At 76.4% G+C, this 13,265-nt stretch carries 12 protein-coding genes; 7 read left to right on the top strand and 5 right to left on the bottom strand.

Annotated elements, in window-relative coordinates; all coding sequences use genetic code 11:
- Positions 1–13 precede the first annotated feature (13 nt).
- Complete coding sequence (locus tag FHN55_RS04155) at positions 14–649, top strand: YitT family protein (RefSeq protein ID WP_218974338.1); 636 nt, start codon at positions 14–16, stop codon at positions 647–649.
- Positions 650–710: 61 nt separating this feature from the next.
- Positions 711–1,787 (top strand): RNA polymerase subunit sigma-70, encoded by a 1,077-nt coding sequence (locus tag FHN55_RS04150; protein ID WP_139711002.1) that lies wholly within the window; start codon positions 711–713, stop codon positions 1,785–1,787.
- On the opposite strand, the gene FHN55_RS04145 is transcribed toward FHN55_RS04150, so the two are convergent.
- The 5 genes from FHN55_RS04145 to FHN55_RS04125 form a co-directional block, all read right to left on the bottom strand.
- Positions 1,732–4,146 (bottom strand): AAA family ATPase, encoded by a 2,415-nt coding sequence (locus FHN55_RS04145; protein WP_257570685.1) that lies wholly within the window; start codon positions 4,144–4,146, stop codon positions 1,732–1,734. The genes FHN55_RS04150 and FHN55_RS04145 overlap by 56 nt on opposite strands.
- Before the next feature lie 154 nt (positions 4,147–4,300).
- On the bottom strand, positions 4,301–5,488 hold the full coding sequence (locus FHN55_RS04140) for a PP2C family protein-serine/threonine phosphatase (RefSeq protein ID WP_139711000.1): 1,188 nt from the start codon (positions 5,486–5,488) through the stop codon (positions 4,301–4,303).
- Between the two features lie 24 nt (positions 5,489–5,512).
- A complete protein-coding gene (gene pgm / locus FHN55_RS04135) occupies positions 5,513–7,165 on the bottom strand; it encodes a phosphoglucomutase (alpha-D-glucose-1,6-bisphosphate-dependent) (RefSeq protein ID WP_139710999.1) in 1,653 nt (550 codons plus the stop codon).
- Between the two features lie 62 nt (positions 7,166–7,227).
- Positions 7,228–7,419 carry a PspC domain-containing protein gene (locus FHN55_RS04130; RefSeq protein ID WP_139710998.1) on the bottom strand — a complete coding sequence of 64 codons (192 nt, stop codon included), beginning with the start codon at positions 7,417–7,419 and terminating at the stop codon, positions 7,228–7,230.
- A gap of 4 nt (positions 7,420–7,423) precedes the next feature.
- The gene (locus FHN55_RS04125) at positions 7,424–8,899 is read right to left on the bottom strand and encodes an MFS transporter (RefSeq protein ID WP_139711189.1); all 1,476 of its coding nucleotides are present in this window, start codon (positions 8,897–8,899) and stop codon (positions 7,424–7,426) included.
- Positions 8,900–8,956: 57 nt separating this feature from the next.
- Here FHN55_RS04125 and FHN55_RS04120 point away from each other — a divergent pair, with 57 nt between their 5' ends.
- The 5 genes from FHN55_RS04120 to FHN55_RS22525 all read left to right on the top strand — a co-directional run.
- Positions 8,957–9,853, top strand: a complete 897-nt coding sequence (locus FHN55_RS04120; RefSeq protein ID WP_139710997.1) for a DNA-formamidopyrimidine glycosylase family protein — start codon at positions 8,957–8,959, stop codon at positions 9,851–9,853.
- Positions 9,854–9,944: 91 nt separating this feature from the next.
- On the top strand, positions 9,945–11,348 hold the full coding sequence (locus FHN55_RS04115) for a hemolysin family protein (RefSeq protein WP_257570684.1): 1,404 nt from the start codon (positions 9,945–9,947) through the stop codon (positions 11,346–11,348).
- Entirely contained in the window at positions 11,345–11,674 is a 330-nt protein-coding gene (locus tag FHN55_RS04110) for a rhodanese-like domain-containing protein (RefSeq protein WP_139710996.1), read from the top strand. Before FHN55_RS04115 ends, FHN55_RS04110 begins: the two co-directional genes overlap by 4 nt.
- A 61-nt stretch (positions 11,675–11,735) precedes the next feature.
- The gene (locus FHN55_RS04105) at positions 11,736–12,458 is read left to right on the top strand and encodes a DUF4232 domain-containing protein (protein WP_139710995.1); all 723 of its coding nucleotides are present in this window, start codon (positions 11,736–11,738) and stop codon (positions 12,456–12,458) included.
- A 99-nt stretch (positions 12,459–12,557) separates the two neighbouring features.
- Positions 12,558–13,265 (top strand): Ig-like domain-containing protein (locus FHN55_RS22525; RefSeq protein ID WP_257570683.1); only part of this gene is annotated, 708 nt, incomplete at its 3' end.

The raw sequence follows: 13,265 nt of genomic DNA, 5'->3' as shown, positions 1-13,265 counted from the left end.
TACCGTGCGCGCCGTGAGCAGCGCACCCACCACCACGCCCGCACCGCCGGTGCCGACGCCCCCGCCGCACACGCCGCTGGAGGACGCCGCGGCGCTGGTGGTGGGCTCGTTCCTGCTCGGCTGGGCGCTGCTGCTCCTGCAGGAGGCGGGAGCCGTCTCCGGGGGCCTGGCCGGTGTCGCCTTCATCGTCGCCGGGCTCGGCCCGGTGCCCCTGGGCGTCGCCTTCTTCCTGCTCAACCTGCCCTTCTACGGCCTGGCGGTGAGGCGCCTCGGGTGGGGCTTCGCCGTGAGGACCCTGGTGTGCGTGGGCCTGACGTCCGTGCTCGCCGACGTGCTCGGCCACGTGGTCGAGGTGCACATGCCGGTGCTCCTGGCCACGGCGTTCGCGGGCCTGAGCCTGGGCCTGGGCTTCCTCGTGCTGTTCCGCCACCGCGCGAGCGCCGGCGGGTTCGGCATCCTCGCGTTCCACCTGCAGGAGCGCTTCGGCTGGCGCGCCGGGTACGTGCAGATGGCCTTCGACGCGGCGGTCATGCTCGCCGCCCTGGCCGTGGTCGGGTGGCGCTCTGTGCTCGCCTCGCTGCTGGGCGTCGTCGTCCTCAACGCCGTGGTGGCGATGAACCACCGCCCGGGCCGCTACGTGGTCCGCTGACCGCGGCCGCTGGGCCGTCCGGGGGATCCCCGGTGTCGGTGGTGTCTGGCACGGTGGGGACATGACCGCGCTCGATGGGGGCCTCGACACCGCAGTCGAGGGGGCCGAGCTCCAGCTGGAGGGCTTCCGCAGGGAGCTCACCGGGTACTGCTACCGGATGCTCGGCTCGCTGGCCGACGCCGAGGACGCCGTGCAGGACGCCATGGTGCGCGCGTGGCGGCACTCGAACTCGCTGCGCGACGCGTCGGCGCAGCGCGGGTGGCTGTACCGGATCGCCACCCGCGTCTGCTTCGACCACCTCGAGGGGCGCAAGCGGCGCGCGCTGCCGGTGGACATGTCACCGTCGCCGTCGGCGCCGGTGGTCTCCTCGCTGGGCGCCCCCCTGGAGCGGGCGGCCTGGGTGGAGCCCGCCCCTGACGCCCGCGTGCTGGGCACCGCGCCCGCCGCGGACCCCGCCGCCGTCGCCGAGGAGCGCGAGTCCGTCCGGCTGGCCCTGGTGGCGGCGCTGCAGCTGCTGCCGCCCCGCCAGCGCGCGGTGCTGGTCCTGCGGGAGGTGCTGCACTGGCACGCCGACGAGGTGGCGGCCCTGCTGGACACCTCGGTCGCCTCGGTCAACAGCCTGCTGCAGCGCGCCCGCGCGACCATCGCCGCCCACGACGCGCAGCGGGCGTCCACCACGCCGCTCAGCGACGAGCACGCCGCGCTGCTGGAGCGCTACGCCGACGCCTTCGAGCGCTACGACGTCGACGCCCTCGTGGCCCTCCTCCACGCCGAGGCGACGATGTCCATGCCGCCCTACTCGCTGTGGCTGCAGGGGCCGGCCGACGTGGCCGCCTGGCTGGTGGGACCCGGCGCCGGCTGCCGCGGCTCGCGCGTGCTGCGCACCCGCCTCAACGGGCAGCTGGCCCTGGCGCAGTACCGGCCCGACCACGCCTCCGCCGGGCCGGACGGCCTGCCCACCCGCTGGACCCCCTGGGCGCTCGTGGTCCTGGCGGTCCGCGAGGACGGCGAGCCGCGCATCGGCGACCTCGTCTTCTTCCTCGACGCGGACCGGGGCCTGTTCGAGGGCTGCGGGCTGCCGGTCAGCCTCGGCGCCGAGGCCCCTGCGCCGCGGACGCCGGAGGTGGCGGGGAGCTGAGGCCACCGGCCGGCGCGGCCAGCCCCTCCATCCCGGCGGGCAGCGGCGCGCTGGAGACGACGAGCAGGCGCTGCGTCGGTCGGGTCAGCGCCACGTAGAGGTCCCCGGCGCCGCGCGGTGAGGCCTCCAGCACGGCGCGGGGCTCGCAGAGCACCACCGCGTCGAACTCCAGCCCCTTGACGCCCGTCACGTCGGAGACGGTCACGGCGGCGTCAGCCGGCTCGTCGACGCCGCGGACGTCGCCGTCCGCGAGCGCTTCGCCGAGCGCTGCCCGCAGACCCGCGACCAGGGGGTGCGGCGCCACGACGGCCAGCCGGCCGGCGCCGAGCACCTCCACCTGCCCGCGCACCGCGGAGACCACCGCCGCCGTCCACGCGGGGGACCCGGCCGGTGCCGGAGCCCCGACGGCAGCGGGAGGCACCTCGGCGTCGCGGATGGAGCTCGGGGCCTCCTCGGGGGACCCGTGGGCCTCGAGCACCCGGCTGGCGAGGTCCATGACCTGCCGCGGCGTGCGGTAGTTCACGGTGAGCCGCGACAGGGTGAAGGTGCGGGACAGGTCCACCCCGCTGCGCGTGCGCGTGCCGGTGCCCAGGACGGGGGCCAGCGCCTGCCCCCAGTCGTGCGCGCCCGCGGCGCTGGAGGTCTGCGCGAGGTCGCCCACCACGGTCATGGACCGCGACGGGCAGCGGCGCGCCAGCACCCGCCACGCCATCGCCGACAGCTCCTGCGCCTCGTCGACCACCACGTGGCCGTACGCCCAGGTGCGGTCGGACTCGGCGCGCTCGGCCACGCTGCCGCGCGGTCCGTCGTAGGCCCACCGCTCGGCCAGCCCCTCTGCGCTCAGGGCCCCGCCGCCGCTGGGGTCGACCAGCCCCGACTCCAGCACCCCGCGCGCCTGCGCCACGAGGTCGGCGCGCTCGCGGGCGGCGCGGGCCGCGTCGACGGCGCCGGAGGTGGGGTCCTCCCCCAGCAGCTCGGCCAGCTCGTCCAGCAGCGGGACGTCGGCCACGGTCAGCGGTGCGTCCTTGGGCCGCGCCAGGCGCGCCAGCTCCTCGCGGCGCCACGCGCGGCCGTGCTGACCCTGCTGCCGCGACGCCTCGGCCGCGGCCCCCGCCAGGTGGTCGCGCTTGGCCCACAGGTCGCGCAGCACGCCCACGGGCGTCAGCGGCATCCAGCAGAGGTTGACCTCGCGGCGCACGTCGGGGGACTCCCGCAGCTCGGCCTCCAGCGACTGGCGGGTGTCGGCGTCCAGCTCGTCGCTGCGGGTCCCGTGCGCGGTGGCCAGCTGGCGCACCAGGTCGTTCATGACGCGGCGCACGAAGGACGTGCGCGCGGCGTTGTGCGGCTGGCGGGAGTCGCGCGCCGCGTCGCGCGCGGCGCGCACCGTGCGGGGCCTCAGCACCACGGCGTGGGTCCCCACGGACAGGCGCAGCGGCCGCTCCGGCACGCGCTGGCGCTGCCGCACCGCCGCCGCCAGCAGCTCGGCCATCCGCGGGTCGCCCTTGAGGGCGGCGACGTCGTCGTCGTCCACGGCGGTGGCGCGCACGCCCGGGTACAGCTCGCCCAGGCTCGCCATGACCACCCCGGTCTCTCCGAGGGCGGGCAGCACCTGGTCGATGTAGCGCAGGAAGGCCCGGTTCGGTCCCACCACGAGGACGCCGGACCTCGCGATGCGCTCGCGGTGCGCGTAGAGCAGGTAGGCCGCGCGGTGCAGGGCCACGGCCGTCTTGCCGGTGCCCGGGCCGCCCTGCACCACCAGGACGCCGGGCAGCGGGGCCCTGACGACGGCGTCCTGCTCGGCCTGCAGGGTGGCCACCACATCGCGCATCCGCCCGGTGCGCGCGGCCGTGACCGCCGCCATGAGCGCGCCGCCCCCGGCCACGACCATGCCCTCGGGGAGGGCGGCGCCGTCGGCCACGACGTCGTCCTCGAGCGCGGTGACCGTGCGCCCGGTCAGGGTGAGGTGCCTGCGGCGCACCACGCCGAGCGGGTCAGCGGCCGTGGCGCGGTAGAACGGCTCGGCCGCCGGGGCGCGCCAGTCGGTGAGCAGCTGCTCCTGGGTCTCGTCCGACAGGCCGATGCGGCCCACGTAGCGGACGTCGCCGTCCTCGAGGTCGAGCCGGCCGAAGACCAGCCGGTCCTCCACGGCGCGCAGCTGGGCCAGCCGGTCCTCGTAGAGGGTCGCGAAGGCGTCGCGCTCCATGCGCGCGGCCGGGGTGCCGGTGGAGCCGGCGGCACGGACGTCGCGCAGGCGCCGCTCCGTGGAGGAGCGGAGCAGGTCGAGCCGGGCGTACCGCTCGTCGACGCGCTCCTGCTCGCCCGCCGTCTCGCGGGCCAGGCCGCTCGCACTGCCGCTCACCGAGGCCTCCGTCCGCATCCGCACGCCGTCCCGCCGGGTGCGCCGACCGTCCCGTCGACCCCTCCGCGGCGACGCAACAGCCTGCCAGGGGTGCGCTCGGCACCCGTCAGGCGGTCCCACCGCGGGACCCCGGGCGCCTCCCGTGGGGAGGACGTCAGCGGCGGGTCGACCCCGACCGCTGCGAGCGCGCGCCGCGCTCGTCGTCCTCGGCGCCTGCGGAGGGCTGCGCCGACCGTGCCGGGGCAGGGGGACGCTCCAGGACGAGCAGGGCGAGGTCGTCGCGCAGGCGTCCGCGCGACCAGCGGGTGACACCCCGGACGACGCCGTCCAGACCGTCCGCCAGGGACCCGCCCGCGAGGTGCTCGGCGAGCAGCGCCTCGGCGTCGACGAACGGCCCACCGGGCTGCCGCGACAGCGGACGTGGCCGGCGCGCCTCCAGCAGCCCGTCGGTGACGAGCACGAGCCGGTCGTGCGCCTCCAGGCGTCCGCGCAGCACCGCGGGCGGCCCGGTCAGCTCGAGCAGGCCCAGCGGAGGTCCGGGCTCGACGGGGAGGACCCGGGCGCGACCGGTCCCGGGGGAGACCAGGAAGGGCGCGGGGTGACCGCACGAGACGGCCTCGAGGTCTCCCGTGGCGCCGTCCACCTGCACCAGCGTCGCGGTGACGAACACCTCCTGGCCCAGCGACGCCCGGCGCACGGTGAGGTCGAGGGCGCCGGCCAGCTCGTCGAGCTCCAGTCCGTCGTGGGCGCGCTCGCGGAAGCTGCCGAGCACGTAGCCGGCCAGCCTGACGGCGTCCAGGCCCTTGCCCTGCACGTCTCCGACCAGCGCCCGGACCCCGCGCTCGGTCTCCACCACGGCGACCAGGTCACCGCCGATGCGCGCCAGCTGGGCGGCGGACCGGTAGGCGCTGGCGCACCGCAGGCCTCCGATGCGGCGCGGCGGGGGCTCGAGGATGGCCAGCTGGGCCGCGTCCGCGACGGCCGCCACCTGGCCCGCGCTGCGCTCGCGGCGCGTGCGGTGCCAGGCGGCGACGACGGCGACGACGGTGATGACCGCGATGATCAGCAGCCGGGTCATGGCCACGTCGCTGTTGGGCACGTAGTCCGACCGCGTCGACTCCAGCCAGCCCGTCCCGTAGGAGAGCCCGAGCGCGAGCAGACCCGCACCGGCCGTGGCGAACGGCCCTCCGAGCGCGGCCGACAGCAGGGGCACCGACACCAGGGTCCCGGCGTACTGGACGCCGGGGCCCTGGAGCACGTCGAGCAGGACGATGCTCAGCCCGAGGACCACGGGAGCCGACCACCTCACCAGGCGTGACGGCCTGGCGGCGGGACGTGGCATGCCTGATCCTCCCAGGCGGGGGGCTCAGCCGGCGAGCGCCCTGCCCACGACCTCACGCGCCTCCTCCTGGACGGCAGCCAGGTGGTCGGCTCCCCTGAAGGACTCGGCGTAGATCTTGTAGACGTCCTCGGTGCCCGACGGGCGGGCCGCGAACCAGGCGTTCTCGGTGACCACCTTGAGGCCGCCGACGGCTTCGCCGTTGCCGGGTGCCTCCGTCAGCACGGCCGTGATCGCCTCACCGGCGAGGGTGTCGGCGCTGACGTCGGAGGGCGACAGGGCCGCGAGACGGGCCTTCTCCTCGCGGGAGGCGGGGGCGTCGACACGGGCGTAGGCCGGGTCCCCGTGCTGGGCCACCAGCTCGGCGTACAGCTCGCTCGGGCTGCGGCCGGTCACGGCCCTGATCTCACTGGCGAGCAGCGCCAGCAGGATCCCGTCCTTGTCGGTGGTCCAGGTGGTGCCGTCGTGCCGCAGGAACGAGGCGCCGGCCGACTCCTCCCCGCCGAAGCCGACCGAGCCGTCCAGCAGGCCGGGCACGAAGTGCTTGAACCCCACCGGCACCTCCAGCAGCGTCCGCCCGAGCGAGGCCACCACCCTGTCGATCATCGACGACGACACGAGCGTCTTGCCGACGGCCGTCCCGGCGCCCCAGCCCGGGCGGTGGGCGAAGAGGTAGGAGATCGCCACGGCGAGGTAGTGGTTGGGGTTCATCAGACCGCCGTCGGGCGTGACGATGCCGTGGCGGTCGGCGTCGGCGTCGTTGCCGGTGGCCACGTCGTACGGGGCGGTCCCGCCGTCACCGGTCGCCATGATCTCGCGCAGCGAGGCCATCGCCGACGGCGAGGAGCAGTCCATGCGGATCTTGCCGTCGGTGTCCAGCGTCATGAACGCCCAGCGCGGGTCGACCTCGGGGTTCACCACGGTGAGGTCGAGGCCGTGCCGCGAGGCGATCTCGCCCCAGTAGCCGACGGCTGCTCCCCCGAGGGGGTCGGCGCCGATGCGCACCCCGGCCGCCCTGACGGCCTCGAGGTCGAGCACGGAGGGCAGGTCGTCGACGTAGTGCGCCAGGAAGTCGTAGGAGCCGGCGCGACCGCGCGCCTCGTCGAAGGAGACCCGCTGCACGCCGTCGAGGTCCTTCTCGAGCAGCTCGTTGGCGCGGGCGGCGATGCGCTTGGTGGCGTCCGAGCCCGCGGGCCCGCCCGTGGGCGGGTTGTACTTGAAGCCGCCGTCGCGGGGCGGGTTGTGGGACGGCGTGACGACGATGCCGTCAGCGCCACCGGCCACGCCCTGGGCGTTGAGCCGCAGGATCGCGTGGGAGACGGCCGGGGTGGGGGTGTAGCCGTCGCGGCTGTCGACCAGGACGTCGACGCCGTTGGCCACCAGCACCTCCAGCGCGCTGCGCCAGGCCGGCTCCGACAGCGCGTGGGTGTCGCGCCCGATGACCAGCGGACCGCTCACGCCCTCCTCGGCGCGGTGCTCCACGATCGCCTGGGTGGTGGCGAGGATGTGGGCCTCGTTGAAGGCCGAGTCCAGGCTGGAGCCGCGGTGGCCCGAGGTGCCGAAGACCACGCGCTGGCCGGGGTCGGAGGGGTCCGGCCGCCGCTCGGCGTAGGCGGCGAGCAGGGCGTCGAGGTCGACGAGGTCCTCGGGGCGGGCCTTCTGGCCGGCGCGGGGGTGCATGCCCGTCATCCCACCGCGCGCTCCCGGCGCGGCGCAACGCCGGGGCCTCCGCGCGAGGGGTCCTACCGCTCCTTGGGCATGACGACCCACAGGGCGACGTACGCGATGACCTGCGGGCCCGGCAGCAGGCACGAGAGCACCGCGAGCAGGCGCAGCAGGGTGGGGCTCATGCCCCAGCGCCGCGCCAGACCGGCGCAGACACCAGCGATGATCTTGCCGTTGCGAGGGCGGACCAGTCCTCCGGGAGCAGCCATGCGATCACTCTTCCGCAGCGGCGGCCCCGGCGCGCGGCAGGGCGAGCAGGGCCAGGAGCGCCCCGCCCGCCACGAGGGCGGCGCACACGAGCATCCCCGAGCGGAAGGCCGGTGTGAGCAGCGCCGGGTCGGTGTAGGCGCTGCCCGACAGGCCGACCACGGCCGGCAGGGCGGCCACCGCCAGCAGGCCGGCCGTGCGCGCCACCGCGTTGTTCACGCCCGAGGCGGCCCCCGCCAGCTCCGCCGGTGCCGCCGCCAGCACCCCGGCCGTCAGCGGGGCGACGAAGGCCGCGAAGCCGAGGCCCATGACCAGCACCCCCGGCAGCACGGCGGTGGCGTACGCGTCTCCCGGCGAGGCACCGGACAGCAGCAGCAGGCCCACCGCCGCCGTCGCTGCCCCGGCGGTGAGCATGGTGCGCGCCCCGAGCCGCTGCCCCAGCGCCCCGGCCCGCCCCGACAGCAGCCCGAGCAGCAGCGAGGAGGGCAGCGTGGCCAGCCCCGCCTGCAGCGCCGTCCACCCCAGGGAGACCTGCAGCTGCAGCACCAGCAGCAGCTGCATCCCCGAGAGCGCCGCGTACACGAGCAGCGTGAAGCCGTTGGCGGCGGTGAAGGTGCGGTCGGCGAACAGCGACGGCGGCACCACGGGGGAGGCCGCGCGCCGCTCCCGCACCACGAAGCCCGCCGCGAGCGCCACCGCGGCGGCGGCGGCGCCCAGCACCGCGGCGTCGGCCGCTGCGCCCGACGACTCCCCGGCGCGCGTCAGCGCCCACGTCAGCCCCGCGAGCGCCGCAGCCCCCAGCGCCGCGCCCGGCAGGTCGAGCCGGTGGGTGCGGGCGGCCTCGTCGCGGGTGTCGGGCACCTTCCGGGCCAGGACGACGGCGAGGGCGGCCACCGGCAGGTTCAGCGCGAACACCAGGCGCCAGTCGAGGGCCACCAGCGCCCCTCCCACCACGGGCGCGGCCACGGTGGCGAGCGTGGTGGCACCCGACCACAGGCCGATGGCGCGGGCGCGGTCCTCGTGGCGCAGGACCGTCTGCAGCAGAGCCAGGGACATCGGCGTCAGCAGCGCCGCGCCCACCCCCTGCAGCGCCCGGGCCGCGACGAGCACCTCCGCGGTGGGCGCCAGGGCGCAGGCGGCCGAGGCCACCGCGAACCACGCCACGCCCGCCACGAACACGCGCCGACGGCCCCACCGGTCGCCCAGCGCGCCGCCGAGCAGCACCAGCGCGGCGAGGCTCAGCGTGTAGGCGTTGACGGTCCACTGCAGCACGCCCAGGTCGGCGCCGAGGTCGCGGCCGATGCTCGGCAGCGCCACGGACACCACCTGCGCGTCGAGGAAGGCCACCGCCGAGCCGGCCGTGCTCGCCACGAGCACCGCCCGCCCGGTCGGCGAGGCCAGGGCGACGCCGTCGGCGCGGCCGCGCCCCTCGTCGTCCCGGTGGCCCGGGTCGCCGGAGAGGGGGGCTCGCTGGTCCGGCACGGTGACGATGCTGCCCGCCGCGAGGTGGTCCCGCTCCCGGGCTGCCACGCTGGCCGCGTGCCCGAGCTGCCCGAGGTCGAGGCGCTGGCCGGGTTCCTCCGCCAGCGCCTGGTGGAGCGCCCCGCCGCCGGGGGCGGTGCGGCCGTCGTCGCCGAGGTGGGCGTCGGCGCGATCAACGTGCTCAAGACCTTCGACCCGCCGCCGTCGGCGCTCGCGGGCCTGCCGGTGACGGGCGTGGCGCGGCACGGCAAGTGGCTCGACCTCGACCTGGACGGACTCCACCTCGTGGTCCACCTGTCGCGCGCCGGCTGGCTGCGCTGGTCGGAGCAGCTGCCCACCACCCCGGTGCGGCCGGGCAAGAGCCCGCTGGCGCTGCGGGTGCTGTTCGACGACGGCGAGGACGGTCGACCGGGGTTCGACCTCACCGAGCAGGGCACCCACAAGCGGCTCGCCGTCCACGTGGTGCGCGACCCGCGGCAGGTCGCGGCCATCGCCTCGCTGGGGCCCGACCCCCTCGACGACTCCTTCGACCTCACCGCTCTGCAGGCGCTGCTCGCCGGCTCGCGCCAGCAGGTCAAGGGGCTGCTGCGCGAGCAGTCCGTGCTGGCGGGGGTGGGCAACGCCTACTCCGACGAGGTGCTCCACGCCGCACGGATCTCCCCGTTCGCGGTCTCCGGGAAGCTCGACGACGACGAGGTGTCCCGCCTCTACGCCTCCCTGAAGGACGTGCTCGCGTCCGCCGTGGCCGCGGCGACGGGCAAGCCGGCGTCCCAGCTCAAGGACGCCAAGCGCGCCGGGATGCGGGTGCACGGCCGCACCGGCGAGGCCTGCCCGGTCTGCGGTGACGTGGTGCGCGAGGTGTCCTTCGCGGACAGGTCGCTGCAGTACTGCGCCACCTGCCAGACCGGCGGCAAGCCGCTCGCCGACCGGCGCACCTCCAAGTTCCTGCGCTGACCCGGCCGCCGGGGGCCGTCCTCGAGGGGGGACCCCCGGGTGGACGACGACCGACGGGTCCGCACCCCGCACCTGCCCCAGACTGGACGGCGTGGAACCCGGCCTGCTCCTGAACGTCACCGTCGTCGTCGTCCTGGTGCTCGTCGGCGGGTTCTTCGCCTGCTCGGAGCTGGCGGTGGTGTCGCTGCGGGAGAGCCAGGTGCGCGCCATGGCCGCCAAGGGCGGCCGCGGCGCCGCCGTCGGTCGCCTCACGGGCGACACCAACCGCTTCCTGTCCGCGGTGCAGATCGGCGTCACGCTGTCGGGCTTCCTCGCGTCGGCGTTCGGCGGCAGCCAGATCGCCGTCGTCGTCGCCCCGTGGCTGGTGTCCCTCGGTCTGTCGGAGGGCGTGGCCGACGTGGTGGCCCTCGTCGTGGTGACCGCGCTGGTCACCTACGTCTCGCTGGTGCTCGGCGAGCTGGTGCCCAAGCGCTTGGCGCTGCAGCGCTCCGAGGGCGTGTCCCTGTTCGTGGCGCCGATCCTGGACCGGATCGCCGCGGTGACCACTCCCGTGGTGTGGCTGCTCGGCCGCTCCACCGACCTCGTCGGCCGGCTCATCGGGCTCGACCCGAACGCCTCCCGCGAGGAGGTGACGGAGGAGGAGCTGCGCGACATGGTCTCCACCCACGAGCAGCTCGACGAGACCGAGCGCCGCATCGTCGCCGACGTCTTCGACGCCGCCGACCGCCGCCTGTCCGAGGTGATGGTCCCCCGCACCGAGGTCGACTTCCTGCCCGCGGGCCTCGACCTGGAGGAGGCCGTCACCGTGGTGGAGGACCAGCCCCACTCCCGCTACCCCGTCACGGGGGAGTCCTCCGACGACGTCCTCGGGTTCGTCCACGTGCGCGACCTCCTCACCGCGGCGCACCGCGGCCACGAGGGCACCGTGTCCGACCTGGTCCGCCCCGTGGCGCTGCTGCCGGGCAGCAAGACGCTGCTGCCCGCGCTGTCGGAGATGCGCCGCAGCGGCCGCCACCTGGCCGTCGTCGTCGACGAGTACGGCGGCACCGACGGGATCGTCACCCTCGAGGACCTCGTGGAGGAGCTGGTCGGGGAGATCGAGGACGAGTACGACCCCCACGCCGGCGAGCCCCGCTGGTCCAGCGGCGCCACGGGCCCGGTGGAGCTGGACGGCCTGCTGCACCGCGACGAGGTGCACGAGGCCACCGGCGTCGAGCTGCCCGAGGGGCCGTACGAGACCCTCGCGGGCTTCGTCATGACGTCCCTGGGGGTGCTGCCGGGCCTGGGCGACGAGGTCAGGGACCTGGGCCACGTGTTCACGGTGGTGGAGCTGGACGGGCGCCGCCCCTCCCGCATCCGCGTGGAGCCGCTGGCGCAGGATGGTGACGAGGACGCCGCCGGCGCCGGAGTCGCCCAGCAGGACGACGACCGCCGCGGCGCCCGTCCCGGCAGTGCCGACGACGACCAGCCCGAGCCGACGAGGAGCCCCGCATGACCGAGCCCGCCCCCGTGGTCAGCGCCGACCAGGTGCCCGACGGCGCCGTGCTCCTGGACGTCCGCGAGCAGGACGAGTGGGACGCCGGCCATGCACCCGGCGCGATCCACGTGCCCCTGGGTGACCTCCCTTCCCGCCTGGACGACCTCCCCGACGACGCCGAGCTGCAGGTCCTCTGCCGCGCCGGCGGCCGGGCCGCCCGCGCCGCGGCGTGGCTGCAGGAGAACGGCTACGACGCGGTGGTCGTCGACGGCGGCATGGGCGCCTGGCAGGACGCCGGCCGCCCGGTGGTCTCCGAGGACGGCGGCGAGCCCCGCGTCATCTGACCCCTCGGGGTGCGGGCCGGGCGCCCCGGCGAAAGTTGCCTGAGCGATCTACTGTTGCCGCATGATCGGGGTGACGGGGGGATCGGCCCGCGCTGCGCTGCAGCGGGTCGCGGTGGTCGCGAGCGCCGGGGTGCTGGCGTGGTCGCTCGGCGGGTGCTCGTCCGCGGGTGCCGCCACGGACCCGGGCGGAGCCACCACGGGACCCCCGCAGAGCACGGCCTCGACCGCCGCCGGCTCGTCGTCGGCGGCCAGCGACGGGTCCAGCGGCGCCCCCGTCGGCTCGGAGGCCTCCTCTCCCACGGGCAGTGCCCCCGCCACCGGCTCGTCCGGCAGCGGTGGTGGGACGTCCGGGGCGGTACCGGCGTGCCGGACCGCGGACCTGGCCCTGTCCCTGCTGCCGGGTGAGGGTGGCGCCAGCGCCGGGCACCAGCACGACACGATCCAGTTCACCAACCGCGGCTCCGCGGCGTGCGCGCTGGACGGCCACCCCGGCGTCTCGCTGGTCACCGGCGACTCGGGCCAGCAGCTGGGGGCGGCGGCGACCCGCGAGGGGAGCCCGGCGCCCGTGCGCCTCGGCCCCGGCGCCTCGGCCTACGCCGACCTCAGCGTGGCCGAGGCCGGCGACTACGACGCCGCCCAGTGCCAGCCGCAGGCGGCGAAGGGGCTGCGGGTGTACCCGCCCGACCAGACCGCAGCGGCCTTCGTGCCCGCGGACGGGCTCACCGGGTGCGCGTCATCGTCGGTCGTCCTCCTCGTGGTGGACCCCGTCGTCGCAGGTCGCTGACCTGACGTGCGCGGGAGCGCGGAGGTCGGTGCGGCTCCCCCCGAAGCGCCCGGGTGGCGGAGTCGCCCGACCTACGCTATGCGGGTGGAGTGCGCGGGGGTGAGCGGCACGAGCCGGCGGGTGTTCCTGCTGGCGGTGGCTGGTGGGGTGGTCGGTGGGGCTGGGGTGCTGGCCGGGTGCGGCCCCTCCGCCTCCGGTGGCGGCAGCGCCGCCGCCCCGGCGCAGACCTCGCGGGCCGCGGTGCCGGCGGCGCAGGTATCGCTGGTCGCTGAGGGTGCGGGGGCTGACGGGGTGACCTCCCCGGTGCCGGTGCTGCGGGCGACGGTCTCCGGTGGGGAGCTGGCGGAGGTGGTGGTCACCGGCGCTGACGGCTCGGCGGTCGCGGGCAGTGGTGCTGGGGACGGGTCCTGGTCTCCGCGGGAGCCGTTGGAGCTGGGGGCGTCCTACACCGCGGTCGCGACCGCGAGCAACGCTGAGGGGCGCAGCGCGTCGGTGTCGTTGCCGTTCACGGTGACCGGTGAGGACGCGGCGGTGCGGGCCAAGATGATGCCGTTGGACGGGGAGGTCGTGGGCGTCGGGATGCCCGTGGTGGTGATCTTCACGCGGGAGGTGCCCAAGGCCGAGCGGGCGGGGCTGACCGAGGCGATCGAGCTGACCACGACCGCTCCTGACGGGTCGGCGGTGCAGGGGGCGTGGCGCTGGATCGGGGCGGACCGGGTGCACTGGCGGCCGCGGGAGTACTGGCCGGCGGGCACGGAGGTCAGTGTGCAGGTGCCGTTGACCAAGCTGCGGGTGGACGGGGCGTGG

It is taken from the genome of Streptomyces sp. NP160, assembly GCF_006335115.1.
GTDB lineage: Bacteria > Actinomycetota > Actinomycetes > Actinomycetales > Quadrisphaeraceae > Quadrisphaera.
The sequence above is the reverse complement of the archived record's forward strand: the minus strand, read 5'-3'. Positions and strand labels throughout refer to the sequence as shown.